The organism is Neptunomonas japonica DSM 18939, from assembly GCF_000422765.1.
In the GTDB taxonomy this organism is placed as follows: Bacteria; Pseudomonadota; Gammaproteobacteria; order Pseudomonadales; family Balneatricaceae; genus Neptunomonas; species Neptunomonas japonica.
In genome coordinates, this window is sequence record NZ_AUGR01000002.1 from 44,599 (window position 1) to 70,845 (window position 26,247).

The 26,247-nt window shown below is 45.2% G+C and carries 22 protein-coding genes; 8 read left to right on the forward strand and 14 right to left on the reverse strand.

Annotation, left to right across the window (positions count from 1 at the left end; genetic code table 11):
* Positions 1-10: 10 nt before the first annotated feature.
* From G511_RS0102285 to G511_RS0102310, 6 genes are all read right to left on the reverse strand, one after another.
* On the reverse strand, positions 11-1,006 hold the full coding sequence (locus G511_RS0102285; RefSeq protein WP_028468189.1) for a D-cysteine desulfhydrase family protein: 996 nt from the start codon (positions 1,004-1,006) through the stop codon (positions 11-13).
* 155 nt (positions 1,007-1,161) lie between these two features.
* Positions 1,162-1,926, reverse strand: a complete 765-nt coding sequence (locus tag G511_RS0102290) for an amino acid ABC transporter ATP-binding protein (RefSeq protein WP_028468190.1) — start codon at positions 1,924-1,926, stop codon at positions 1,162-1,164.
* 48 nt (positions 1,927-1,974) lie between these two features.
* Positions 1,975-3,054, reverse strand: coding sequence for an amino acid ABC transporter permease (locus tag G511_RS0102295; RefSeq protein WP_036551011.1), 1,080 nt, complete (start codon positions 3,052-3,054; stop codon positions 1,975-1,977).
* Positions 3,055-3,056: 2 nt separating this feature from the next.
* Entirely contained in the window at positions 3,057-4,238 is a 1,182-nt protein-coding gene (locus G511_RS0102300) for an amino acid ABC transporter permease (protein ID WP_028468192.1), read from the reverse strand.
* 196 nt (positions 4,239-4,434) lie between these two features.
* The gene (locus tag G511_RS0102305) at positions 4,435-5,454 is read right to left on the reverse strand and encodes an amino acid ABC transporter substrate-binding protein (RefSeq protein WP_028468193.1); all 1,020 of its coding nucleotides are present in this window, start codon (positions 5,452-5,454) and stop codon (positions 4,435-4,437) included.
* A 463-nt stretch (positions 5,455-5,917) separates the two neighbouring features.
* Complete coding sequence (locus G511_RS0102310) at positions 5,918-6,379, reverse strand: Lrp/AsnC family transcriptional regulator (protein ID WP_028468194.1); 462 nt, start codon at positions 6,377-6,379, stop codon at positions 5,918-5,920.
* Positions 6,380-6,579: 200 nt separating this feature from the next.
* Between G511_RS0102310 and G511_RS21575 the strand changes: the two genes are divergently transcribed.
* From G511_RS21575 to G511_RS0102345, 7 genes are all read left to right on the forward strand, one after another.
* Positions 6,580-8,283, forward strand: coding sequence for an aminotransferase class V-fold PLP-dependent enzyme (locus G511_RS21575; protein WP_036551013.1), 1,704 nt, complete (start codon positions 6,580-6,582; stop codon positions 8,281-8,283).
* 35 nt (positions 8,284-8,318) lie between these two features.
* Entirely contained in the window at positions 8,319-9,482 is a 1,164-nt protein-coding gene (locus tag G511_RS0102320; RefSeq protein ID WP_028468195.1) for a trans-sulfuration enzyme family protein, read from the forward strand.
* 639 nt (positions 9,483-10,121) lie between these two features.
* On the forward strand, positions 10,122-11,198 hold the full coding sequence (locus G511_RS0102325; protein ID WP_028468196.1) for a TRAP transporter substrate-binding protein: 1,077 nt from the start codon (positions 10,122-10,124) through the stop codon (positions 11,196-11,198).
* A 147-nt stretch (positions 11,199-11,345) separates the two neighbouring features.
* Positions 11,346-11,960 carry a TRAP transporter small permease subunit gene (locus tag G511_RS21580; protein WP_084628984.1) on the forward strand — a complete coding sequence of 205 codons (615 nt, stop codon included), beginning with the start codon at positions 11,346-11,348 and terminating at the stop codon, positions 11,958-11,960.
* A gap of 9 nt (positions 11,961-11,969) precedes the next feature.
* Positions 11,970-13,325, forward strand: a complete 1,356-nt coding sequence (locus G511_RS0102335) for a TRAP transporter large permease (RefSeq protein ID WP_028468197.1) — start codon at positions 11,970-11,972, stop codon at positions 13,323-13,325.
* 67 nt (positions 13,326-13,392) lie between these two features.
* Entirely contained in the window at positions 13,393-14,553 is a 1,161-nt protein-coding gene (locus tag G511_RS0102340; protein ID WP_028468198.1) for an iron-containing alcohol dehydrogenase, read from the forward strand.
* Positions 14,554-14,604: 51 nt separating this feature from the next.
* The gene (locus G511_RS0102345) at positions 14,605-16,101 is read left to right on the forward strand and encodes a CoA-acylating methylmalonate-semialdehyde dehydrogenase (RefSeq protein ID WP_028468199.1); all 1,497 of its coding nucleotides are present in this window, start codon (positions 14,605-14,607) and stop codon (positions 16,099-16,101) included.
* A 74-nt stretch (positions 16,102-16,175) separates the two neighbouring features.
* Here G511_RS0102345 and G511_RS0102350 read toward each other — a convergent pair whose 3' ends face one another.
* The 3 genes from G511_RS0102350 to glmU form a co-directional block, all read right to left on the reverse strand.
* Positions 16,176-16,961, reverse strand: a complete 786-nt coding sequence (locus G511_RS0102350; protein WP_028468200.1) for an IclR family transcriptional regulator — start codon at positions 16,959-16,961, stop codon at positions 16,176-16,178.
* Positions 16,962-17,199: 238 nt separating this feature from the next.
* Entirely contained in the window at positions 17,200-19,026 is a 1,827-nt protein-coding gene (gene glmS, locus G511_RS0102360) for a glutamine--fructose-6-phosphate transaminase (isomerizing) (protein WP_028468201.1), read from the reverse strand.
* Between the two features lie 12 nt (positions 19,027-19,038).
* Positions 19,039-20,403: a bifunctional UDP-N-acetylglucosamine diphosphorylase/glucosamine-1-phosphate N-acetyltransferase GlmU gene (gene glmU / locus G511_RS0102365; RefSeq protein ID WP_028468202.1), complete on the reverse strand. Its 1,365-nt coding sequence runs from the start codon at positions 20,401-20,403 to the stop codon at positions 19,039-19,041.
* 112 nt (positions 20,404-20,515) lie between these two features.
* Between glmU and G511_RS0102370 the strand changes: the two genes are divergently transcribed.
* On the forward strand, positions 20,516-21,256 hold the full coding sequence (locus G511_RS0102370; protein WP_028468203.1) for a TrmB family transcriptional regulator: 741 nt from the start codon (positions 20,516-20,518) through the stop codon (positions 21,254-21,256).
* 88 nt (positions 21,257-21,344) lie between these two features.
* On the opposite strand, the gene G511_RS0102375 is transcribed toward G511_RS0102370, so the two are convergent.
* The 5 genes from G511_RS0102375 to G511_RS0102395 all read right to left on the reverse strand — a co-directional run bounded on the left by G511_RS0102375 (position 21,345) and on the right by G511_RS0102395 (position 26,246).
* On the reverse strand, positions 21,345-21,770 hold the full coding sequence (locus G511_RS0102375; RefSeq protein ID WP_028468204.1) for a F0F1 ATP synthase subunit epsilon: 426 nt from the start codon (positions 21,768-21,770) through the stop codon (positions 21,345-21,347).
* Between the two features lie 33 nt (positions 21,771-21,803).
* Complete coding sequence (gene atpD, locus G511_RS0102380) at positions 21,804-23,180, reverse strand: F0F1 ATP synthase subunit beta (RefSeq protein WP_028468205.1); 1,377 nt, start codon at positions 23,178-23,180, stop codon at positions 21,804-21,806.
* Positions 23,181-23,216: 36 nt separating this feature from the next.
* The gene (gene atpG / locus G511_RS0102385; protein ID WP_028468206.1) at positions 23,217-24,080 is read right to left on the reverse strand and encodes a F0F1 ATP synthase subunit gamma; all 864 of its coding nucleotides are present in this window, start codon (positions 24,078-24,080) and stop codon (positions 23,217-23,219) included.
* A 69-nt stretch (positions 24,081-24,149) separates the two neighbouring features.
* Positions 24,150-25,694 carry a F0F1 ATP synthase subunit alpha gene (gene atpA / locus G511_RS0102390; RefSeq protein WP_028468207.1) on the reverse strand — a complete coding sequence of 515 codons (1,545 nt, stop codon included), beginning with the start codon at positions 25,692-25,694 and terminating at the stop codon, positions 24,150-24,152.
* A gap of 15 nt (positions 25,695-25,709) precedes the next feature.
* Entirely contained in the window at positions 25,710-26,246 is a 537-nt protein-coding gene (locus tag G511_RS0102395) for a F0F1 ATP synthase subunit delta (protein ID WP_028468208.1), read from the reverse strand.
* Between the last annotated feature and the right edge of the window lies 1 nt (position 26,247).

Consider the following 26,247-nt stretch of genomic DNA (forward strand, 5'->3'; position numbering starts at 1 on the left):
TTTTAAAACGTCATGATAATACTTCTCGGTAGGCAAAGAGCCCTTGGCTCCCACCTGTGTGCAAAAACAGAATATTTTGTTTCGCAGGAAAGGCGCCTGTACGACATTTATCAATGAGCCCTGCCATCCCCTTGCCTGTATATACAGGGTCAAGTAGCACGCCTTCTTGTTCGGCACACATCTTTACCGCCTCTATTGTTGCAGGCGTAGTGATACCATAGCCTGCGCCATAATAGCCGCCATCGGCAATCACTCGCCCATTAGCTAACGCGGGATCAAGTCCCATATGCTGGAGTGTTTTTTCCAATAGCGCTTGGACTAATAGCTGCTGTGCCTGTGTGTCACGGCTTACCGCAATACCTAGCACAGGAATATCAGCACCCGCTGCGATGAGACCAGCCAATAACCCTGCCTGTGTTCCCGCACTACCCGATGCGAGAACGATGTGATCCACGCTAATACCCTGCTCTGCTACCTGTGCCAGTATTTCATTGGCACAGCGAACATAACCAAGACTGCCCACCTCGTTAGAGCCACCCACCGGAATAAGGTAAGGTTTTTTCCCAGCGTCAATCAGTCTAGCCATTAATTGGTCAGCAAATGCAACGCTATCCACCCCTTCAGCTACAGCGTGAATGGTTGCGCCAAACAGCTTATCCAGTAAAATATTGCCGTTATTGTAATAGTCTTGCTTTGGTGTGCCTTCTACATCTTCAAGTACTAACTCACAAGCAAAGCCAAACTTTGCCGCTGCTGCGGCTGTCTGGCGAGCATGGTTCGACTGCAGCCCGCCGATAGTGACTAGAGTATCCGCACCTGCATCACGTGCAGCCGCCAGTAAGTATTCCAGCTTGCGCGTTTTATTACCGCCACCCGCCAACCCTGTGCAGTCATCTCGTTTAATAAACAAGTTGCAACCCAATGCTTGTGACAATCGAGGCATGGCTTCAAGTGGCGTTGGCCCATGGCCAATGACCATGCGAGGGTAGGTATCAAAATCGATCATGAACGGCATACTCCTAGAGCGCCTATCAAGTAAGCGCCCTTTCAATATTAGTTTTAACTATGAGGGAAGAAACACAGAAGTAGCGAACGTCCTTGTACGAGGGCTTAAATACCCTACTGATAAGAGTAAGGATTTCGGTGTCTGTAGAGACTGTATTAGTGCCCTAAAATCTGACTGAGGAACAACTGTGTACGCTCATTTTGAGGATTATCAAAGAACTCATGAGGTGTATTTTCCTCAATAATGCGGCCTTCATCCATAAAAATAACTCGATCTGCGACTTGCTTAGCAAACCCCATTTCATGCGTTACGCAAATCATCGTGGTGCCTTCTTCGGCTAACTCCACCATGACATCTAACACTTCTTTAATCATTTCAGGATCAAGCGCAGAAGTTGGCTCATCAAACAACATCACACGTGGGTTAGAACACAGCGCTCGCGCTATTGCCACACGCTGCTGCTGTCCACCAGACAATTGTCCGGGAAACTTATTCGCTTGCTGAGGAATCTTAACTCGCTCAAGATAGCTCATTGCCATCTCTTCAGCGTCTTTCTTGGGCATTTTATTCACTAAACGCGGCGCTAACGTCAAGTTGTCCAAGATAGTCATATGGGGGAATAGATTAAAATGCTGGAACACCATGGCTACTTCTTTACGCACAGCTTCCAAGTTTTTAACATTATCATCCAGTAAAATACCGTCGATCAGGACTTCGCCTGCTTGGTATTTTTCCAAACGGTTCATACAACGAATAAGAGTCGACTTACCCGAACCCGATGGACCACAAATAATAATCTTCTCGCCTTTTTTGACATGCAAATTAATATCTTTCAAGACATGAAATTCGCCATACCATTTATTCAAATCATTTACATGAATCAGTATATCGTCAGCAGATGTTTGGCCATTTGAACTCATAAATTATACCTATACTCAATTCTGTGGTGTTATCAAACAGAGGCGCTATTAATGCTGTTCGCCTTTACGCAATTCTGTTTCAAGGTTATTCGCGTATGAAGCCATCGAATAACAAAAGACAAAGTAGATAGCCGCAACAAAGATATACACTTCGATGTAAAAAGCCCTCCATACAGGGTCTGTAATGGCTACTTTGGCCGTAGCCAGTAGATCAAACAGTCCAATAATCAAGACCAGTGAAGTATCTTTAAACATCGAAATAAAGCTATTTACCGTCGGCGGAATGACAATACGTAGTGCTTGCGGCATCACTACAACACGCATCGTTTGCCAATACGTTAACCCCATCGCTGCTGCCGCTTCGTACTGACCTTTAGGCACTGCCTGTAAACCACCTCGAAAAACTTCAGCAAGGTACGCCGACGTAAATAGGATGATACCGATTTGCGCTCTGAGCAATTTATCAATCGTTACGCCTTCGGGTAAGAATAACGGGAACATCACAGAGGCCATAAACAGCACACTGATCAACGGAACCCCACGTACCAACTCGATAAAAGCAACACACCAAACACGAATCAAGGGCAACTCAGAACGGCGCCCTAACGCGAGTAAAATACCAAGCGGGAAAGCAGCAACCGTACCAACAACCGCTAACATCAGCGTTAACGGCAGACCACCCCATTGCGTATTTTCTACGTAACTTAAGCCGAGTACACCACCCCACATCAAAATGCCCAAGCCAATCAGGCTTGCGATCCATAACGGAAGTAGCCACAACTTCCAGAATGACCTGAGCAAACTACAAATGATTAAACCGACAAACCACACCATTGCAAGCAGCGGCCGCCATTGCTCATCAGCGGGATATGTACCAAAAATAATAAAGCGGTATTTCTCTGAAATAACCCCCCAACAGGCACCGTCAGAGGCCGCCTTACAGGCCGAGGCATCAGCAGCAAACACGGCATTTAAAATGCCCCAGTCCACCACACCGGCTAAAAACTTAACCACTAAATAGATACAGATGATGGAGATCACTGTATTCAGCTTATTACTGAACAAGTTTTCCTTCATCCAATTCACGATTCCGCTCTGACTTGGCGGCTTAATAGCTATATTACTCATATCTATCGCTCCACCAGTGCCATCTTTTTGTTATACCAATTCATGAATAGCGAAATCACTAGACTTATCCCTAAATAAACAGCCATGAATATGGAAATTGCTTCAATCGCCTGCCCTGTCTGGTTCATTGTGGTATTTGATAATGAAACCAAGTCAGGATAACCAACGGCTACCGCCAAAGAGCTATTTTTGGTTAGGTTGAGGTATTGGCTGGTTAGCGGAGGAATCATTACGCGTGACGCTTGAGGTAGTACAACATGCATCAACGTTTGACTTGGCTTTAAGCCTAAGTCCGTAGAAGCTTCTTCTTGCCCTTTTGGCACTGACAGCAAGCCACTTCGAACGATGTCAGCGATATAGGTTGATGTATATAAAGTTAGGCCTATCAACAAAGAAAGAAATTCAGGAGATAGCTTAGCGCCACCTTTGAAATTAAAACCCTTAAGTACAGGCGTACTCATTTCTGTAGGCGCACCACAAACAAGATAAGTAATGAAAACACTGACAACGACTAGTGCTAAGCCGGCCCATACATACGGAAACGTCTGCCCCGTTCTATCACGATGCGCTAATGCCCAGCGGCGTAGTAACCACACACCAACCAGTGCAATAACAAACACAACGCCCATCCAAAAATACGCAGGATGCTCCGCAGGTACCGGAAATAAAACGCCACGATTACTGAAAAACACATCGGGTAAAACTTCTAATGCACGCTTAGGACTAGGAAGGGCATTATTAATCAGTGTGTACCAAAAAATAAGTTGCAATAGCACAGGAATATTACGGAACAGATTGATATATACCGCAGCAATACGGCTCAAAATCCAGTTCTTTGACATTCGCGACACACCCACAACGAAACCGATCAATGTGGCGAATATGATTCCCAGAAAGGAGACCTTCATTGTATTAAGAAAGCCAACCATGAGTGCTCGGCCATAGCTATCAGCAGGCGTGAACTCAATCATATGTTCACTGATGCCGAATGATGACTCTAACGACAAAAAGCTATAACCCGTCGCAATGCCTTGATTGGCCAAGTTTTCAAAGGTGTTTGAAATAAGATACCAAGCAATAAATGCGATACCCCCAGTGACGAGTATCTGAGCAAAAACACCTCTCGCCTTCTCACTATAGATTAAACTGGATAGCCTTTTACGGCTCTTTAATGGTTCGGACATTAGCCTGTCTCTCTAATTATTATCTGAGCATACTGTTTCATCATCGCTATATGATCACAATAACAGCCTACTTACTCAACAAAACGCATTAACCGTTAACGCATTCAATAATAAGTAAAAGGGGCGAATCCATATACATCCATTTTAGAAGCCCCTTAAAAAAAGCCCCGATAATCGGGGCTCTGGTCACACCGTCTTAACGAATCGGTGCTGGATACATCAAACCACCATCAGTCCACAACGCATTCAATCCACGCTCTAGGCCTAATTTAGCTTTAACATTACGGTCGAAACTTTCGCCGTAGTTACCTACCTGTTTAATGACGTTATATGCCCAATCATCACTAACACCAAGCGCTTTACCCATGTCGCCAGTTGTACCTAGCAGACGCTGTACACCTGGGTCTTTACTGTCTTTTTTGAAAGTATCAACGTTAGCCGATGTAATACCTTTCTCTTCAGCTTCTAACATTGCAATGTGCGTCCAACGCACGATATCTGCAAACTCTTCATCACCATGTCGAACAGCAGGGCCTAAAGGTTCTTTAGAAATGATTTCAGGTAGCACGATAAAATCATCAGGGTTCGGTGCTGTTTGACGGTAAGAAGCTAAGCCTGATGCATCCGTTGTATAAACATCACAACGACCAGAGAAGAATGTTTGTACAGCTTCTACAGCGTTTTCGATAACCACTGGCTCAAAGCTCATGCCCTGTGCACGGAAGTAATCTGCAAGGTTTAACTCTGTTGTCGTACCAGGTTCGATACATACAGTCGCACCGTCTAATTCAGTTGCGCTGGTAATGCCAGATGCTTTTGCAACCATGAAGCCTTGGCCGTCGTAGTAGTTCACACCGGCAAAGTTAAGACCAACTTTAGTATCTCGCGATAGCGTCCAAGTTGTATTACGCGCCAGTAAATCAACTTCCTTAGACTGCAGTGCCGTAAAACGCTGAGCTGCCGTCAAGGGTGTAAAACGAGCTTTAGAAGCATCACCTAAAATAGCAGCAGCAACCGCATGACATAAATCAATATCTAAGCCTTCCCACTTACCTTCAGAAGTTGGGGCAGAAAAACCAGCCAACGCAGTATTGGCACCACATTGCACGTAACCTTTTGCCTTGATCGAATCAACAGTTTCACCTGCCATAGCAAAAGTACTCAAAGCTGCTGTTGCTGCGATGGTACCGCCAACGATCAGTTTCAATGATTTCATATATTGCTCTCTTCTTTGTTTTTATTGAATAAGTGTTCAAGTACAACTTATCACTAAATAAGTAGTACGAAAACAAAATAACCTTTGAATCTAAAGGAAATTTTTTAGTTTGCATAAAAAATTTCATTTATATATCTGATAAATAATCTACGTTATCTAATTTATTGGCTTTATGTTGCAACTCGAATCGAATATCGAAAGTTTCGGTCTCATTTTCTTAACCCCGTCCTAATTCGATTTTTACTCAGTCAAGTAAAATTGTAAGCGCTATGAAGAGGGACAATGTGCCTAATTGAACGGTTAAAAACTAACCAAACGAACAAAAACTTCTATTTTATTGAAATATAGGTACGTTTATTCATTTTTACGAAATTATTCAGCACATAATAGTTTCTAGAAAAAAATCAGCGGCTCATTCTCTAATACCTACAAAAAGCTTAAGTCGCGCCATGCTGTTTTTATTTTAATCGCTAATATATTCCAGCGGCAGCTGAGTCGTCTGCTTCATTGTTTCCATTACAAAGCTGGAGCTCACATCAAACAGATCCGCTTTAATAAAACTTTTATAGAGCCGATCGTAACCCGGCATATCCGTCACCACCGCTTTTATCAAGTAATCCAAGTCGCCACTCATTCTATATACCTCTAGTACTAAAGGGATCTCTTCTATCACCTTCTTAAATTGTTCAGCCCATTGGTCATTATGCTGGTTGGTGCGAATAGATATGTAAACGGTCAGAGGTAGGTTAACCTGCTCCTGGTTCAATAAAGTGACGCGCGCACTTATAACATTGTCTTGTTCCAGTTTCTGGATTCTTCGCCAGCAAGCAGATTTAGAGATACCCACTCGCTCCGCTACATCTCCTATTGAAAGAGAAGCATCCCGCTGCAGAAGCTCCAAAATCGCTCGATCTTGTTTATCCATTTTCACCTTAACCATGCAACACCCTCCAACAAAAACACACGAAATTCTTATATTAATTAATTTAATGGGACGTTATTCCAATATATTGATATTTACCGAAACTTAAAACCCATTACTGTTATTTTTATAATTCAATTAGGGACATTGTTTATCAACCGTTCGCCTAAAATGTCACTTCAAACACACTAGGCAAAAATAAGATGAACACACTGATAGATAAGATTCGAGAATCTGTGATTGGCGAAAACTGCATCATAGACACGCCCTTCGGCCAACAGCCACTCATTTACGCAGACTACACAGCTTCAGGCCGCTCTTTGGGGTTTATCGAGGATTATATCCGCCAGCAAGTTCTTCCGTTCTATGCCAATACTCATACAGAAACCTCCTATACAGGGGCGCAAACCAGTGTTTTTCGGGAGGAAGCTCGTAAAGAGATCCGTAGTGCAATTAATGCAAGAGAAGAAGATCAAGTAATTTTCTGTGGATCCGGGGCCACTGCCGCCATCAATAAGCTGATCGACATATTGAATATTCGCCTCCCCTACGACTTAGATAAGCGCTACAACTTGCAGCAGCATATACCCAAAAACCAGCGCCCTGTCGTCTTTATTGGCCCTTATGAGCACCACTCTAACGAGCTACCTTGGCGTGAAAGTATTGCAGAATTAGTTGTTATTCCATTAACTAACGACGGCCTACTAGACTTAACCGTTCTTGAGGCTCAATTAAAAGCCTATAACAACAGGCCAATGAAAATTGGCAGTTTCTCCGCAGCGTCTAATGTGACCGGGCTTAAAACCGATGTAGAGGCTGTTGCACAATTACTGCACAGCTACGATGCACTCTCTTTTTGGGACTATGCAGCCGCAGCTCCCTATGTCGGCATAGACATGACAGATAGCAAAAACACGTTAGGCAACAGCAGTAAAGATGCGGTTTTTATTTCTCCTCACAAATTTATTGGAGGACCAGGTACACCAGGGGTTTTGGTTGTGAACCAACGAGTCATCAATAATCACGTACCCGCTGTTCCCGGTGGCGGCACTGTTCTCTATGTTGCTCCAGAAGATCACCGCTACATAAGCAACACGGAACGTCGTGAAGAAGGAGGGACACCAGCAATAGTAGAGTCCATTCGGGCTGGTCTAGTATTCAAGTTGCAACAGGCCATTGGCACACAAGAGATCGAACGGCGGGAGACACTGTTCGTTAAACGTGCTCTAACGCGTTGGTCAGCCTATGAAAATATAGAGATTCTGGGCAACCTGAATGCTCCCCGATTATCGATTATCTCTTTGCGGATAAAACACAATGACAAAGATCTCCACTATGGATTTGTCGTTTCTCTACTTAACGATATTTTCGGCATTCAAGCACGCGGAGGTTGCTCGTGTGCTGGCCCTTACGGTCACAGCTTGCTCGGCATGGATATGACTTATAGCAAAGCGCTCGAAGAACAACTTCTCGAGGGTCAGATGATTCTTAGACCGGGCTGGGTTCGCCTAAACTTCAATTATTTTATTGATGAAGAAAGCTTTAATTACATTGTTCGCGCAGTAGAGCTAATTGCACAACACGGTAGCAAGCTCTTGTCCTTTTACAACTTTGATCAATCCAGTGGTGTATGGCGCTATCAGGATATAAAAAACACTCAAAATGCTAGCTTAGCCGCTTTAGATTTTAATCATATTGACGACCATCTAAAACCGACGACTGGCCTGCCTTCAGGTACAGATTTATCGGACTACATGGCTCTAGCGGAAGAGGAAATTCGCAAAAATAACAGAGATGGTTTGCAATACGAATTGATACTTCCTGAAGCTGCCGAAAAATTGCGCTGGTTTGCATTACCACAAGAAACTCGCGCACTGGAATCAACAAATATTTCACCTGTACCTTAAACACAACAACTTTAAAGTAACGCACGAGAATCAATATGACGCCAAAGACAGCTCAGTTTTCTACTAAAGTGATACATGCAAGCGAGCAAACAGACCCTGCGTACAATGCTATTATTACACCAATAGTTACTGCAAGCTCCTTTGTAAAGCCCAACATAGATGCATCCGCTCAATTTAGTTATAGCCGCGGCGAAAACCCTACACGACATGCATTAGAAACCTGTTTAGCATCATTGGAGGGCGGAGTGGGCGCAGTAGCTTGTGCTTCAGGCATGGCCGCCACAGCAACAGTAATGGAGCTATTACCTAAAGATGCTCATGTGATTGTTACTGATAGTGTATATGGCGGTACATTTCGCTTATTAGAAGATTGCCGTTCTAAAACATCTGGATTTACAACTAGTTACGTTGACCTTAATGATATAGAAGCAGTAGAGGCGTGTATTCAAGAAAATACTGCCTTGATCTGGATAGAAACACCCACTAACCCTTTATTGAAGTTGGTCGACCTACAAGCAATTGCAAAGATTGCACACAAGCATAATATCCTAAGCTGCGTAGATAACACCTTCTCATCACCATGGAACCAACAACCACTACAGCACGGTATTGATTTAGTCATGCACTCCACCAGCAAATATATCGGAGGCCATTCAGACTTAATTGGTGGGGCTGTTGTTGCCTCTAGCGAAGAGCTGTTTAGACAATTGCAATTTGTATCAATGGCGGTTGGCGCCATTCAAGGCCCGTTCGATAGCTACCTAGCATTACGTGGGTTAAAAACACTCGATCTACGCATGCAGCGCCAAAGTGATAACGCTCTCGTCATAGCACGCCATCTTGAGAAGCATAAAGGTATTGAAACAGTCTTCTATCCAGGCTTAGAAAGCCACCCTCAGCATAAACTATGCCTTCGCCAAATGGTAAGTGGCGGTGCTGTAATAGCAATACGTTTGGTCGGTGGCCTGGAAGAAACAAAGAGGTTTATTGCACGCTTACATTACTTTGTTTTGGCAGATTCTTTAGGGGGTGTCGAAAGTATGATCAATCATTCTTACAGCATGTCCCATGGAGGAATGCCGGTAGAAGATAAAGCTCTAGCAGGTATTACAGAAAACTTATTACGCTTATCTGTAGGCGCAGAATCTGTTGAGGATTTATTAAAAGAGCTAGATTACGCGCTTGCAGAAACCGCCTAAATTAGGTGCGGTTACTCCAAAAATTTATCATATTTATATGCCTCATTTAGGGGCATATAAACCACAACTTAAAATTAGCGACACTTGCGATAGTGTTATCAATTTTTGAGTCGGTAACCGTATAACCCAATGCTTTATAACCTTTGCCACACCCCTGAAAAATATACTGCAAGATAAGCAGCTAGTTGTTCTAAATACGAGAAAATAATAGCGTTTATCGGCAACTACCCAAACTGAAAATATGCTCTCCTCTCCCCCGTCACTACGACTGGGCTCACAGTTATTTTTCAACACCATTAATTGCTTTCATACAGGCATTTTAACCTGAAAATTAACACTTGGTGTAAGCCTGCTACCGGCAGATATCTGTCATTTATCAGCATCTCTACAAGTGACACTGAATAACCAGAGATAATTCAAATACACCTTTTAAGCTTCAGTCATTTCATCATCAGAAATCACAAAAATCCATTATGGAACCTAAAATACCAATATAGAAATATATTGACACAGCAAAATAACCTTATTATGGTATTTAAAGTTCCAATTTATATAAATGAAACCTTAAATACTAATAAAAAAGACCTGTTACTGAGGCTTTATCACGCTCATTAGGTCGCCAAACTTGAGGATTTAACTGTGAACAAAGCTACAACTAAACTTCGCTCGTCCATCATTAAAGCAACCCTTGCCGGGGTTATCGCAACATCAATGAGTACAGCACTCCAAGCTGAAGATAACGTTCGCTGGAAAGTACAGTCGGTATTTGGAACACACTTACCTGCCCTAGGTGACCCCATCGCCCAAGTTGCCGAGCAAATCAAGCAAGCGAGTAACGGTAGCGTGCAGTTCAAAGTTTATGAGCCGGGCAAAATTGTTCCCCCTTTTGCCATTTCAGAAGCGGTCAAAAATAAGCAGATCCCTGCAGGTCTTTACCTACTAGGTTACGATCAAGGAAAAATCCCGGCCTCTGGCCTGTTTAGCAACGTACCTTTTGGTATGGAGCCTTGGGAATACGCTTCTTGGTGGTATGACGGCGAAGGGCAAAAGCTAGCTCAAGACCTCTACGCACAGCACAATATTCATCCCGTTTTGTGTGGGGTTATTGGCCCAGAAACGGCTGGCTGGTTCCGCGAGGAAATGAAGTCCATTGATGATTTTAAAGGCCTAAAAATACGCTTCGCCGGTTTAGGCGGTCAGGTACTACAAAAAGCAGGCGCATCAGTCACATCAATGCCTAGCGGTGAAATTTTTCCAGCCTTAGAAAAGGGAGCTATCGATGCAACAGAGTTTTCGATGCCGGCCATTGATCAGTTGCTTGGGTTCGATAAGGTGGCAAAGAACAACTACTTCCCGGGTTGGCATCAAACCTTTACCGCCAATCACCTGATCGTCAATAAAGAGATCTGGGACAACCTCGATAGCTCTAAGCAAGCGATGATAGAGATGGCTTGTACCGCAGGTACCTTGCGTGCCTTGACTCGCGGGGAATCGTTACAAGGCGCAATTGTTAATGGTTTCAAAGAAAAGGGAGTCACCGCACGAACACTTAACGGCAAATTACTAGCAGACTTAAAAGGATTGACCAACGAAGTGATGCAAGAACAATCTGCTAAAGATGCTGACTTCAAGCGCGTGTACGAGTCCCAGCAGGCCTTTATGCTTGAGTATAAGTCTTGGAAGAAACTGGCCTACCTGCCTCGCGACTTTGAATAATATCTAACCGTGGCCGGATGCTTTGCCACTACCCACTTGCTCCATATCTTTACTTCATAAACCTCTGCGCCTGCGGGCGCAGATCAGGGCCTCACTTTGTTGAAAAAGCAGACCCCTATTTAACAACCTACCGTAAATGGAGGACTTATGCCGCAAAACAAAGGAGGTAACGGCCGACCCATAGCAACGCTTATGGACCTCGACCATTTTAACCACCATACCGAGCTCCCACATACTCGGATGTCGAACTTGATTGACCAAGTACTACTAAAAATCGGCAACCTTATGTCCTGGTCCTGGGTAGTGCTGATGGTGGTGATAATCTTAAATGTCGTGATGCGCTACCTATTTGATCAGGGGCGGATCGAATTCGAAGAACTCCAATGGCACCTCTACGCGATAGGCTGGTTATTCGGGCTTTCCTACTGCTTTACCGCCGATGATCATGTGCGGGTAGACCTAATTCATGACCGTCTATCGCTCAAGGCCCAAACTTGGATCGAACTACTGGGAATTATTTTTTTACTGATCCCATTTCTAACCCTCGTTCTCTTGTATGCGGTGCCTTTCATCCTCTACTCATGGGAACTAAGTGAAGTATCCGATGCTCCGGGCGGTCTTCCTTACCGCTGGGCAATCAAATCGATGCTCTTTATTGGCTTCGGGTTACTGGCTCTAGCAGCACTATCTCGACTATCACGAGTCTGTGCCCTGTTATTTCTGCGCCAGAGCTCCCCCTTTATTTTGGCTGAGACAAAGTAGGTATTACTTATGGAAATCAACGAGATCCTTGCCGCCTGCATGTTTGGCAGCTTTATATTACTGCTATTTACCGGCTATCCGGTAGCGTGGGTGCTGGGCGGTATAGCTATCATCTTCTCAGCCTTAGCTATGCTAATGGACCACTGGTTTGATGCCTTTATAGGTATCGACTGGAATTTTGTCTCCGTCGTGATCCCCCGAATGTGGGACGTGATGACTAACTGGGTACTCGTAGCCCTACCGATGTTCGTTTTCATGGGGTTGATGCTAGACCGCTCTGGTGTAGCCGAAGACCTCATGGTCAATTTATCCCGCCTATTTGGCAGAGTGAGAGGTGGTTTGGCCGTTACTGTCACCTTCGTCGGCCTACTGCTAGCAGCCTCTACCGGTATTATCGGAGCCTCAGTGGTACTGCTGGCTGTGCTCGGTGTTCCGCTGATGATGAAACAGGGTTATAGCAAGGAACTAGCCTGCGGCACAGTTTGCTCGACTGGCACTTTGGGTATCCTGATTCCTCCCAGCATCATGCTAGTAATGATGGGAGATCGTATTGGCGTATCGGTGGGAGACTTGTTTCTGGGCGCCCTATTCCCTGGTTTGCTGCTGGCCGGGCTGTATGTCACTTATATTATGGCACTTAGTTTTCTTAACCCTCAGTCTGCACCTTTATCAAAAGATGCCGAATCGGTTTCAGTAAAAGTAGTATTCAGCGTACTCAAGGCGGTACTGCCGACGGCAGGTCTTATCATCGCGGTTCTCGGCTCCATTTTCTTCGGTATCGCCACGCCGACTGAAGCATCTGGCGTTGGGGCTCTGGGGGCTACCTTGCTTGCATTTGCTAACGGTCGTCTGTCCATTTCTGTACTCAGGGACGTGGGCCGCGAAACAACCAAGACCACGGCATTCATCTTCGCCCTCATACTCGGTGCCACTGCATTTTCACTGATTTTGCGCGGCTTAGGTGGCGACGAGCTAATAGAAGGGTTTCTGACTGGGCTTCCTTTTGGTCCTACAGGAATCGTTATCTGCATTCTGGCAATCACCTTTGTCCTAGGCTTCTTCCTTGATTGGATCGAGTTGACCCTGATCATTCTGCCTCTAGTGGCTCCCGTTGTATCCGCCTTAGGCTTTGATCTGATCTGGTTCACAGTACTGTTCGCTGTCTGCCTACAAACTTCTTTTTTAACACCACCTGTTGGGTTTGCACTGTTCTATCTAAAAGGTGTCGCACCAGCGGGTATCAACCTCGGCCATATTTATCGCGGTGTACTGCCTTTTATCTTGATACAACTAGTGGGTCTGACGATTGTGTTCTATTGGCAAGGTATCGTCACCTGGCTGCCAGCCACCGCTTATGCGCCTTAACTCACAAGTATGCCAACTAAAAAAATATTAATAGTTGTCCTAAAAATCTGAAAATGTAGGAGCCACAATGTCTACTCAAATAATACTGCCACGCATCATGCAGGTGGGTGAAGGAGCGAGCCAAGAGATTTCCTCTGTATTGGCCAGCCTTGATTGCCAAAAACCACTGATCATTACAGACAAAGTAATGGTTGAGCTGGGCTATGTTAACCGCATTAAAGAAGTGTTATCCAAGCAAAACATTAGCTGTGACGTCTTTGATGATACGGTTCCCGAACCCACCATCGGATCAATTATGGCTGGCGTAGACAAGGTTCGTAACGGTGACTACGATGCGATTATCGCTGTCGGTGGCGGAAGCCCAATCGATAGCGCCAAAGCGATTGCCATTCTTGGCAAATATGGTGGCTCGATGCGCGACTATAAATTCCCTAGAATCGTCAATGAGTTGGGGCTACCGATAATCGCCGTGCCAACAACCGCAGGCACCGGCTCCGAAGCTACCAAGTTCACTATTATTACCGATGAAGCCAACGATGAGAAAATGCTCTGTGTTGGTCTTGGATTTATGCCAGTAGCCGCCTTGGTCGATTTTGACTTGACTCTAAGTCTGCCACCAAGAATCACTGCCGATACCGGTATCGATGCCCTAACGCATGCGATGGAAGCCTACGTCAGTAAAAAAGCCAACGCTTACAGCGATTCACAAGCCCTTGCAGCTATGCGCTTGATCGGCCCTAATTTGCGCCGCGCTTTCCACGACGGCAAAGATAAACAGGCTCGTGAAGCCATGATGCTAGGTTCTACCTTAGCCGGCATAGGTTTCTCTAATGCATCTGTTGCTCTGGTACATGGTATGAGCCGCCCGATAGGTGCATTTTTCCATGTCCCCCATGGCCTATCAAACGCCATGCTGCTACCAAGCGTAACGGAGTTTTCGATCGAAGGCGCGCCAGAGCGTTATGCCGACTGCGCCCGTGCAATGGGTGTTGCCGACTCACAAGACAATACCCAGCAAGCCAATCAAAAACTATTAAGCGAGCTACATGCGCTTAACGATGAGCTGAAAGTGCCGACACCGTCACAATTTGGTATCGATCAGGATCAATTCCTGTCTTTGCTAGAGGAAATGGCAACACAAGCACTGAATTCAGGCTCTCCCGGCAACAACCCTCGTGCTCCAAGTAAAGACGAAATCATTGCCATTTATAAGACCCTTTGGAATTAAAAAAGACTATTAGCCCCTTTATAAAGCCTTTAAAAAAGAGAGTAACCACTTATGAAAACTGTAGGACATCTAATCAACAATCGCGCAGTAACACTGGCCGATAATACACGTACAACGCCTGTCTATAATCCGGCAACTGGTCAAGCGAGCAAAAATGTCGCCTTAGCCAGCACAGCCACAGTTGAAGAAGCGATTGCAGCTGCTGAAGCTGCTTACCCAGCATGGCGCAATACTCCTCCACAAAAACGTGCAGCAATCATGTTTCGCTTTAAAGAGCTATTAGAGAAAAACGCCGAACGTATTGCCGAAGTTGTTGGAGAAGAACACGGTAAGATTAGCCATGATGCCATGGGTGAACTACAACGCGGTATCGAATGTGTCGAATATGCCTGCGCGGCTCCCGAACTGTTAAAAGGCGAACACAGTAGAAATGTTGGTCCAGGAATCGATTGCTGGAGCGAATTTCAAGCACTAGGTGTGGTTACGGGTATCACTCCGTTTAACTTCCCTGCAATGGTGCCATTGTGGATGTACCCAATGGCAATTGTTTGCGGTAACACCTTTGTACTTAAGCCATCTGAACGCAACCCTTCTTCAGCGATGCTGGTTGCAGAACTTTTACACGAAGCAGGTCTACCGGCCGGTGTGTTAAACGTGGTAAATGGTGACAAGGAAGCTGTTGATGTATTGCTACGCGATGAGCGTATAAAAGCAGTTAGCTTTGTCGGATCAACTCCAATCGCTGAATACATTTACACCACAGCGAACGCCAATGGAAAACGCTGCCAGGCATTAGGTGGTGCCAAAAACCACGCTATCGTCATGCCTGATGCCGACATGGATAACGCCGTTAACCAATTGTTAGGTGCTGCATTCGGCTCTTCCGGTGAACGCTGCATGGCACTATCAGTGGCCGTTGCTGTAGGTGATGCTGCAGCCGACGCCCTCATTGCAAAAATGAGCGTTGCTATGCAGCCTCTTAAAGTGGGAGCTTACTCTGATAGCAGCAACGACTTTGGCCCAGTCATTACGCGACAACATCAAGAGAAGGTCGTTGGTTTTATCGACAGTGCCGAGCAAGATGGCGCCAAGATTGTGGTAGATGGCCGCAACCCTAAAATTGAAGGTTTCGAAGACGGCTTCTTCGTCGGTGCCACCTTGATTGATGCTGTCACCACCGATATGGAGAGCTACAAACAAGAGATCTTTGGTCCTGTTCTACAGGTCGTTCGCGTGAACAGCATGGATGAAGCAATGCAGATGATCAATGATCACGAATACGGTAATGGTACTTGTATCTTTACTCGTGATGGCGAAGCAGCACGTTACTTCTCTGACAATATCCAAGTAGGAATGGTAGGAATCAACGTTCCGCTACCCGTCCCTGTTGCTTACCATAGTTTCGGTGGTTGGAAGCGTTCTTTATTTGGTGACTTACATGCATACGGCCCTGATGCTGTACGTTTTTACACCAAACGTAAGACGATTACTCAACGCTGGCCTTCTAGCGGAGTCCGAGAAGGTGTCGACTTCTCATTCCCAGCGTAACATCTAAGTGAACCCTAGCCTTGGTTTTCTAACCAAGGCTTTTTATTGATTAAAGCAGACCTTGTGTTTACAGGTCACTCTCCGCTATCCATAACGGGAGAGTTCACCAAATCACTTATGTCGGCTGCTGCCTGTCGTAATAACGGCTCATACGCCTTCAACTCCTCAAGGCTTTTCCGCACAACAGGAACATGGGTGTATAAACTTGCAATGAATTGCCCATCTTCATTCTTAATAGGTACCGAGCACCCCACCATGCCATCGATATACTCTTCATTATCAATGCCCATCTCGTTAGCTCGAGTCAAGATCAAAGACTCCTCAAGGGAATCAGGGTCCGTTAACGTTGAACGAGACAGCTTATCTAGAGGGAGGTTATTTATTACCCTATGGCGCATATTTTTTGGAAGGAAACTAAGATACAACTTACCGCTAGACGTACACCATAATGGTACTCGACTACCGGCCTTAAGGTTAAACTGTAAAGGCCAACTAGATTCGACTCGGTCATAATAGACCATCTCAGTTCCATCTGGAATTGCAATCCCACAGGCCTCGTCTAACTGACGGCCCAGCCGTTGTAAGATAGCTTGGCGTTGAATTTGAAAACGGCTACTGTACAAAACTCCCAATGCGACCTTGTACATACGCCTTCCGGGTACAACTTTCCCACGCATATTTATCTGAATGTAGCCATCATCTTCTAGTTGTTGAATAAGGCGATGCAAACTAGCTTTTGGAATGCCCAAGTGAAATGAAAGGTCAGCAGGCGACATCGGCTGCTCTAAGGAGGACACCGCTTCCACTATTTCCATAACTCGAGTTACTGATGGGCCTCGCCCTGCACGTTGCGATGTCATCGTCTTAAAAAGCCTTTTTAGGAACTTGGGGTTCTATTGTGAGCATTTAAAATATATTTATCAAAGGGAAAGGGCACAATGGATCTATCTGGCATGATAGTAATGCCCACTTCTAAAAGCGGGCATTACTTATTAGTGCTATCCAAAAAGATAACACCTCTATCTATTAGCGGCCCCTTACAGAGCAGCTTGCTTATCGCAGGCTTTAATCATTGCGATCAAAGAGATGGCTAGCGCTTTACTCTACCGTTACTGATTTAGCCAAGTTACGAGGCTGGTCGACATCTGTGCCTTTCAGTACAGCCACATGATAAGACAATAGCTGCAGTGGAATCGTATAAACGATCGGCTCAAGTATTTCAGGCATATCAGGCATACCTAACACATGAACACCTTCACCCGATTGGACTTTCTGTGTGCAACCCGCAAAAACAAACAACTCTCCACCACGTGCACTAACTTCCTGCAAGTTGGCTTTAAGTTTATCCAACATATCATTGCGTGGAGCAACAGTCACAACAGGCATGTCTTTATCAACTAACGCCAAAGGCCCATGCTTAAGCTCTCCTGCTGGATAAGCTTCTGCATGAATATAAGAGATCTCTTTAAGCTTTAACGCCCCTTCCATTGCTATCGGGTAAAGCGTTCCTCTACCTAAGAACAAAGAATGCTGCTTCTCAGCAAAGGCTTGCGACATTAGCTCAATATCACTATCCATTTGCAGTGATTCTTCAATCAATGCAGGCAGTAACATCATTGATTCAACTATTTGGCGCTCCAGTGCTTCTGTTATTTTAAAGCGTCGGCCAATAACAAGCGTTGTTAACAGCAAACATACTAGCTGAGTCGTGAATGCCTTAGTTGAAGCCACGCCTATCTCTGGGCCAGCATTGGTCATTAAGCACAGGTCAGACTCTCGAACTAGCGAGCTTCCCGGCACGTTACAGATCGTCAGGCTCGCTAAAATTTGATCTTTAACATCACGCAATGCAGCGAGTGTATCGGCTGTCTCTCCTGATTGAGAGATAGAGATAAACAAGGTACCTTCTTGAATTACAACAGGACGATAGCGATACTCACTTGCTACTTCAACATGACAAGGAATACCCGCTAGCCCTTCCATCCAATACTTAGCGATGAGGCCTGCATGATAACTTGTGCCACACGCTATGATCTGAATTTGCTTAACCTGATCAAAGATAGGTGCAGCTTGCTCACCAAATGCTCGCTCATTAACTAGAGCGTCTTGGATTCGATCCTGAAAAGCCGCCAATGTTACCGTTGGTTGCTCGTAGATCTCTTTCATCATGAAATGCTTGAACTTACCCTTCTCTGTCGCCGAAGTAGCATGCTTATACTGAGTGACTTCTCGCTCAACTATTTCACCATTAATATCCCAAACAGTGATTTCGTCTCTTGTTAGGTGTGCAATGTCACCTTCTTCAAGAAACATAAAGCGATCGGTAACCGGCAACAGTGCCAACTGATCTGAAGCAATAAAGTTTTCACCAATACCCACACCAATCACTAAAGGGCTACCTTGACGAGCAGCGATTAGCTCACCAGGTTTATCTTCATGAATAACACCGAGTGCGAAAGCGCCGTCCAAAGAAGCGACCGTATCTTTCACTGCACTTAAGTGATCAGCACCTGATTTAATTGCCTGATCTAATAAATGAGCAATAACTTCGGTATCGGTTTGCGAACTGAAGTTATAACCAGAAATCATCAGCTCTGACTTTAGCTCTTCAAAATTCTCAATAATACCATTATGTACAACTGCGACTGATGTACCTGACATATGTGGATGAGCATTATGCTCAGAAGGCTTTCCATGTGTTGCCCAGCGTGTGTGTGCTATACCCGCAGAACCAGTCAATGGCTGGCCATCAAGAGCATCAGCCAGAGCCTGCACTTTACCCTCACGGCGTAATCGATGAATTAGCTCACCATCCCAAACAGCCATACCTGCAGAGTCATATCCTCTGTACTCCAGTCGGCGTAGTCCTTCTAATAAAATCCCTGATACTGAACGCTCAGCTGTTGCTCCAACAATACCGCACATACTTGCTTCTCCTTAGCCTTTCTTGACTGGGCGCTGCCAGTTAGACAAATTAGTTTGTTTGCCACGAGCAACCGCAAGCTGGCTTTGAGTAACTTCTTTCGTGATGGTAGAACCGGCACCGACAGTAGCACCAGAGCCGATCTTAACGGGCGCCACTAGAGCTGTATTTGAACCAATAAATACTTGGTCACCAATTTCAGTCAAAGATTTATTCACACCATCATAGTTACAGGTGATGGTACCTGCACCAATATTAGTGTTTTTACCGATAACGGCATCACCCACATAACTGAGGTGATTTATTTTTGATCCTTCACCTACAATCGCTTTTTTCGTTTCTACAAAGTTACCCACTTTGGCGCCAGCGGCAAGCTGTGTACCTGGGCGAATTCGAGCAAAAGGCCCTACATCGCAATTAGCGGCAATCGTAGAGTCTTCTATGACACTATTAGCACGGATATGTGTGTTATCACCGATCGTTGCATTTTTAATAATGCAATTAGGTTCAATCAATACACCGTGACCCAACACTACATCGCCTTCAAACACCGCGTTTACATCGATAATGACATCACCAGCAACTGATACATTACCCCTTACATCTACACGAGAAGGGTCTGCTAGTGTTGCACCATTCAGCATTAGAACTTCTGCCTGCTGTAACTGGTGCCAACGTTCGAGTTCAGCTAGTTGAACTCGATTATTAACGCCCTGAACTTCTTGCTCACAAGCAGGGTGCTGAGTCTCTATGGAAACACTTTGCTCTGCTGCCATAGCAATAATGTCGGTTAAATAATATTCGCCCTGAGCATTATTCGAAGAAAGCAGTGGTAACCACTTAAGCAACAAGCCTGTAGGTACTGCCATTATGCCAGTATTAACTTCTGTTACTTTAAGCTGCTCATCTGAAGCATCTTTCTGCTCAACAATGGCAATGACTTTATTGGCATCATTACGAATAATCCGACCATAGCCCGTTGGGTTTTGTAGATGTACTGTCAATAAACCCAAATTTCCTTTAGCGGCAATATCAACCAATTGCTGCATTGTCTCAGAGCGGGTGAGCGGTACATCGCCATACAAGATCAATGTGACGCCTTCAGGATCAACGTTAGGTAAGGCTTGAGCGACAGCATGCCCTGTCCCTAACTGCTCCTTTTGCATAGAGAATGTTAGTTTCTCATCAACAAGAGCGGTCTCTAGTAATGCTGCACCGTGCCCAATCACTACATGAAGCTTTGCCTGCTCTATTTGGCGAGCGTGGTCTATTACATGTTGCACCATCGGCTTTCCAGCGACAGCATGTAGAACTTTTGGCAGAGAAGATTTCATGCGGCTTCCCTGGCCCGCGGCAAGGATTACAATATCCGTTGTCATTATCCGATCCTGTAGCATCTAATGATGTGTTATTGGCAGAATTTATTTATGTCCGCTAATCTATATTATAGTTCAATTTATACAATACTTTTTGTCTGGAAAATTTTGACAAATGCAATATTCAATTCTTGAAAGACTCGGCTTTGACCAGCGAGAAATAACGATCTACCGAGCCTTACTGTCGCTTGGCCCTAGCCCTATAAGGAGCATTGCCGATAAAGCCGGTATTAATCGTGGTACAACTTACGACTGCTTAAAAGGGCTTCTACAAAAAGGTATTGTCAGCTATTTACCAAAAGGAAAGCGTCGCCTTTTCTCTCCACGCAACCCTGAAGTACTCTTACAGCTAGCTGAACAAAGGCAGCATGAGATAGAAAATACGATCCAACAGCTAAAAACTTCGATCATTCCTGAGTTAAACCATCTCAAACCGGACTTTTCTGCTGCTAATGTTCAATTTTATGAAGGAGATGACGGGATTGAATTCGTACTCAGAGATATTTTGAGTAGTGTTTCTAAAAGCAATGAGCGGCAGTATTCTGTTTTTTCATCAAAGCCAATACGATCTCATCTGTATAGACCTTTTCCCAATTACACTGCTCAAAGGATCCAAAAACAGATTGGCGTTCGTGTTATTGCCATTGGTGATGGCGGCGAAGACGCCGAACTGTCAGAGAGAAAATGGATTAAAACAGAAGGTCATGTAGATGCCGCTTATATTGCTATTTATCCACCAAAATGTGCGATTATTTCTTTAGCCTCCAATAACTACCCAACGGCAGTACTGATAGATTCAAAAGAAGTCTCCGCAGCTCAGAAAATTATTTTTGATACATTGTGGGGTGTTCTTTAAGGCTTCTACATATTTATAACAAATTTCAGACACAAAAAAGGCAGCCGAAGCTGCCTTTTTATTCGATTGTAACTCAACGACGTCAGTTTTATTTACTGAGCTTTTTGCGAATTTGCTGTAGCGTGCGGAGTTGAGCCGCAGCTTCAGCCAGCTGAGAAGCAGCGCGACCGTATTCGAATTCGCTTTGCTTATCACCCATCGCTTGTTCAGCGTGTTTCTGCGCTTCAAGAGCAGCCGCTTCGTCCAGATCGCCTGCATGCAATGCAGTGTCTGCCAAAACGATGATCTTGTTAGGCTGTACTTCTAGGAAGCCGCCAGATACGTAGAAGATATCCTGTTCGCCGCCCTGCTTACGCATTTCGACAGGGCCTGGTTTCAGTTCCGTCAGAAGCGGAGCGTGACCTGGGTAGATACCCAGATCACCCAGGCTACCTGTTACTGATACGAACTCGATCAGACCAGAGAAGATCTCTTCTTCAGCACTTACGATATCGCAATGAACAGTCATAGCCATGTTGTTTTCCTTCTAAAGGTTTACCAAAAGCAATTACATGCCTTTGGCTTTCTCAACAGCTTCTTCAATGCCACCAACCATGTAGAACGCTTGTTCTGGAAGTGAATCGTAATCACCGTCCAAAATTCCTTTAAAGCCACGGATAGTGTCTTTCAAAGATACGTACTTACCTGGAGAACCAGTGAATACTTCTGCAACGAAGAACGGTTGAGACAAGAAACGCTGAATCTTACGAGCACGTGTTACAACCTGCTTATCTTCTTCAGACAACTCATCCATACCTAGGATAGCAATGATATCTTTCAGCTCTTTATAACGCTGAAGAACACCCTGCACATTACGAGCAATGTCATAATGCTCCTGACCGATAACCAAAGGATCTAGCTGACGAGAAGAAGAATCCAATGGGTCGATTGCTGGATAAATACCTAGCTCTGCAATCTGACGAGACAATACAACTGTCGCATCAAGATGGGAGAAGGTAGTTGCAGGAGATGGATCCGTCAAATCATCCGCTGGTACATATACCGCCTGGATAGACGTGATAGAACCCGTATGAGTTGATGTGATACGTTCTTGAAGAACACCCATCTCTTCTGCCAGCGTTGGCTGGTAACCTACCGCTGAAGGCATACGACCTAGCAGAGCTGATACTTCAGTTCCTGCTAGTGTGTAACGGTAAATGTTGTCAACAAACAACAGTACGTCACGACCTTCATCACGGAATTTCTCAGCCATAGTCAGGCCAGTCAGCGCTACACGCAGACGGTTTCCTGGAGGCTCATTCATCTGACCATAAACCAGAGATACTTTGTCCAATACATTGGACTCTTTCATCTCATAGTAAAAGTCGTTCCCTTCACGAGTTCGCTCACCAACACCTGCAAATACTGAGAAACCTGAGTGCTCAATAGCGATGTTACGGATAAGCTCCATCATGTTTACGGTTTTACCTACACCGGCACCACCGAACAGACCAACTTTACCACCTTTGGCGAATGGGCATACCAAATCGATAACCTTGATGCCAGTCTCAAGCAGCTCGTTAGAGGCTGCTTGGTCAGCATAAGTAGGTGCCTTACGGTGAATAGGCATACGCTCTTCTTCACCGATAGGACCACAATCATCAATTGGGTTACCTAGTACATCCATGATGCGTCCCAATGTTGCTGTACCTACAGGTACAGAAACTGGAGCACCAGTATTATTCACTTCTAAGCCACGACTAGTACCTTCAGTCTGGCCCATCGCGATCGCACGTACAACACCGTCACCCAGCTGCTGCTGAACTTCTAGTGTCAGACCATTCTTTGAAACGGTCAGCGCGTCGTAAATTTTAGGTACGCTGTCACGTGGAAATTCCACATCGACTACCGCGCCTATAATCTGAACAATTTGTCCGCTACTCATGTTCGGATCCTCTTAAATTTTAACCCGTTCACCGCATTAAACAGCCGCAGCACCACTAACAATTTCAGAAATTTCCTGAGTAATTGCTGCTTGACGAGCTTTGTTATAAATCATTTGAAGTTCGTCAATCAAATCACCGGCATTGTCAGTTGCACTTTTCATTGCCAGCATTCGCGCCGCCTGTTCACAGGCGTTATTCTCAACTACTGCCTGATACACTTCGGACTCAACATAACGCATAAGAAGGCCATTCAGCAGTTCTTTAGCGTCAGGTTCATAAATATAGTCCCAGTGATGATTCAGCAGCGCCTCATCGTCTTCTGCTTTCAGTGGAAGCACTTGTTCAACCTGCGGGGTCTGCGTCATTGTGTTAACAAAAGTGTTAGCCACAACATACAGACGATCCAGCTTGCCTTCAGAATAAGAGTCCAGCATAACCTTCACAGCACCGATCAGATCCGTTACTTCTGGCTGATCACCCAAATGGGTTTTTGCTGCTACTACATTACCGCCGTAGCTCTTAAAAAATGAGACTGCTTTAGATCCTAACGCGCAAACGTCAATTTCGACGCCTTTGTCGTTGAACTCTTTCATGCTTAACATGGCTTTCTTGAACGAGTTAATGTTCAGTCCACCACAAAGTCCACGGTCAGTTGCTACAATAATGTAACCAACACGTTTAACTTCACGTTCCTGCATGTAAAGATGCTTGTATTCAGGATTTGATTTTGCCAAATGCTGAATAACACCACGGATACTGCGAGCGTACGGGCGGGAAGAATGCATGCGATCCTGAGCTTTACGCATCTTTGACGCAGCAACCATTTCCATGGCGCTGGTAATTTTGCGTGTGCTACCGATGCTCGCTATTTGCGTCTTAATCTCTTTTCCGACTGCCATAGATCCGCCTATCTAACCTTAACTTAGTAAAGGCCTGCAAAATAATACAGGCCACCACTCACTGAGTGCTTACCAAGTCTGAGTTGACTTGAACTTATCAATACCTGCTTTGAACTGTGCAGCGATTTCATCGCTGAAGCTACCGCTCTTGTTGATATCGTTCATCAGATCAGCGTATTCGCTGTTGAAGAAAGAGATCAGAGCAGCTTCAAAACTACCGATTTTGTTAATTTCAACGTCTTTCAGGAAACCTTCGTTTGCTGCGAATAGGCTAAGGCCCATATCTGCAACAGACATTGGTGAGTACTGTTTCTGCTTCATTAGCTCAGTAACAGCCTGACCATGCTCTAATTGTGCACGTGTTGCATCATCTAGATCAGATGCGAACTGCGCGAACGCAGCCAATTCACGATACTGAGCAAGCGCCAGACGTACACCACCACCCAACTTCTTGATGATCTTAGTCTGTGCTGCACCACCTACACGTGATACAGACAAACCAGCGTTGATCGCTGGACGTACACCTGCGTTAAACAGGCTACTTTCTAAGAAGATCTGACCATCAGTAATGGAGATAACGTTGGTTGGTACGAAAGCAGAAACGTCACCGCCCTGAGTTTCGATTACCGGTAGAGCTGTCAAAGATCCGGTCTGACCTTTCACTTCACCATTTGTGAATTTTTCTACGTAATCAGCGTTTACACGAGCAGCACGCTCAAGTAGACGAGAATGCAAATAGAAAACATCACCAGGATAAGCTTCACGACCAGGTGGACGACGTAACAACAGAGAGATCTGACGGTATGCCCATGCCTGTTTAGTCAGGTCATCGTATACGATCAAAGCATCTTCACCGCGGTCACGGAAATATTCACCCATAGAGCAACCAGCATAAGGAGCTAGGAACTGCATGGATGCAGGATCAGAAGCACCAGCAGCGACTACAATGGTATGATCCATTGCGCCATGCTCTTCTAGCTTACGTACTACGTTTGAAATCGTAGACTGCTTCTGACCAATGGCAACGTAGATACACGTTACACCAGTACCTTTCTGGTTAATGATCGCATCAATCGCGATAGCTGTTTTACCGATTTGACGGTCACCGATAATCAACTCACGCTGACCACGGCCTACAGGTACCATCGCATCAATTGCTTTCAGACCTGTTTGTACAGGCTGGTCAACTGATTGACGATCAATTACACCTGGCGCTACTTTTTCAACAGCGTCAGACAATTTAGCCTCAATAGGGCCTTTTCCGTCGATTGGGTTACCAAGCGCGTCAACAACGCGGCCTCGTAGTTCCGGTCCGACCGGTACTTCAAGGATACGGCCAGTACAACGAGCAGTCATGCCCTCGACTAGGCCTTGGTAATCTCCTAATACTACTGCACCGACAGAGTCACGCTCAAGATTGAGCGCCATACCGTAAATGCTGCCAGGGAATTCGATCATTTCCCCGTACATTACGTCAGCTAGTCCGTGGATCAAAATGATACCATCGGATACGCTGACGATAGTGCCCTCATTTCGGGCTTCAGAAGACACATCCAGCTTTTCGATGCGCTTCTTGAGAATCTCGCTGATCTCAGATGGATTCAGTTGCTGCATGGTTATTCCTCATACTCAGGAATTAAGTGCTTCAGCTAGTTTCGCCAAACGGGCGCGAACTGAGCCGTCGATTACCAGGTCTTGTGTCCGTACTACAACACCACCCAAGATATCTTTATCTACGGTAGATGTTAGTGTTACGTCCCGACCCAGCTTAGCGCTGAGTGCCTGAGTTAATTTCTGTTGCTGTTGCTCATCCAGTTCATAAGCAGTTGTCAAATCGATATCGACTGACTTCAGCAAATTTGCTTTGAGCTGCTCGAACTGCGCATTAACTTCTTGGAGCAAACCAAGACGCTGGTTTCCAGCTAGTAACCGTATGAAATTCTCACCTGCTTCATCCAGATGGTCTTTACATACCGATACCATAGCGCCTGCTTTTTGCTCACTCGTTAGCGCAGGATTGCCCAACACGTTAGCCATAACACTATCATTAGCTACTACTGCAGCTGTTGAAAGCATTGTTGACCACTGATCCAAACTGCCCTTTTCTTGAGCGAATTCAAATGCAGCTTTTGTGTAAGGACGAGCGACTGTATTGAGTTCAGCCATC

Coding starts and splice junctions, on each gene's coding strand:
- G511_RS0102285 (WP_028468189.1), bottom strand. CDS start 1,006: ATGATCGATTTTGATACCTACCCTCGCATGGTCATTGGCCATGGGCCA.
- G511_RS0102290 (WP_028468190.1), bottom strand. CDS start 1,926: ATGAGTTCAAATGGCCAAACATCTGCTGACGATATACTGATTCATGTA.
- G511_RS0102295 (WP_036551011.1), bottom strand. CDS start 3,054: ATGAGTAATATAGCTATTAAGCCGCCAAGTCAGAGCGGAATCGTGAAT.
- G511_RS0102300 (WP_028468192.1), bottom strand. CDS start 4,238: ATGTCCGAACCATTAAAGAGCCGTAAAAGGCTATCCAGTTTAATCTAT.
- G511_RS0102305 (WP_028468193.1), bottom strand. CDS start 5,454: ATGAAATCATTGAAACTGATCGTTGGCGGTACCATCGCAGCAACAGCA.
- G511_RS0102310 (WP_028468194.1), bottom strand. CDS start 6,379: ATGGATAAACAAGATCGAGCGATTTTGGAGCTTCTGCAGCGGGATGCT.
- G511_RS21575 (WP_036551013.1), top strand. CDS start 6,580: ATGAACACACTGATAGATAAGATTCGAGAATCTGTGATTGGCGAAAAC.
- G511_RS0102320 (WP_028468195.1), top strand. CDS start 8,319: ATGACGCCAAAGACAGCTCAGTTTTCTACTAAAGTGATACATGCAAGC.
- G511_RS21580 (WP_084628984.1), top strand. CDS start 11,346: ATGCCGCAAAACAAAGGAGGTAACGGCCGACCCATAGCAACGCTTATG.
- G511_RS0102335 (WP_028468197.1), top strand. CDS start 11,970: ATGGAAATCAACGAGATCCTTGCCGCCTGCATGTTTGGCAGCTTTATA.
- G511_RS0102340 (WP_028468198.1), top strand. CDS start 13,393: ATGTCTACTCAAATAATACTGCCACGCATCATGCAGGTGGGTGAAGGA.
- G511_RS0102345 (WP_028468199.1), top strand. CDS start 14,605: ATGAAAACTGTAGGACATCTAATCAACAATCGCGCAGTAACACTGGCC.
- G511_RS0102350 (WP_028468200.1), bottom strand. CDS start 16,961: ATGACATCGCAACGTGCAGGGCGAGGCCCATCAGTAACTCGAGTTATG.
- glmS (WP_028468201.1), bottom strand. CDS start 19,026: ATGTGCGGTATTGTTGGAGCAACAGCTGAGCGTTCAGTATCAGGGATT.
- glmU (WP_028468202.1), bottom strand. CDS start 20,403: ATGACAACGGATATTGTAATCCTTGCCGCGGGCCAGGGAAGCCGCATG.
- G511_RS0102370 (WP_028468203.1), top strand. CDS start 20,516: ATGCAATATTCAATTCTTGAAAGACTCGGCTTTGACCAGCGAGAAATA.
- G511_RS0102375 (WP_028468204.1), bottom strand. CDS start 21,770: ATGGCTATGACTGTTCATTGCGATATCGTAAGTGCTGAAGAAGAGATC.
- atpD (WP_028468205.1), bottom strand. CDS start 23,180: ATGAGTAGCGGACAAATTGTTCAGATTATAGGCGCGGTAGTCGATGTG.
- atpG (WP_028468206.1), bottom strand. CDS start 24,080: ATGGCAGTCGGAAAAGAGATTAAGACGCAAATAGCGAGCATCGGTAGC.
- atpA (WP_028468207.1), bottom strand. CDS start 25,694: ATGCAGCAACTGAATCCATCTGAGATCAGCGAGATTCTCAAGAAGCGC.
- G511_RS0102395 (WP_028468208.1), bottom strand. CDS start 26,246: ATGGCTGAACTCAATACAGTCGCTCGTCCTTACACAAAAGCTGCATTT.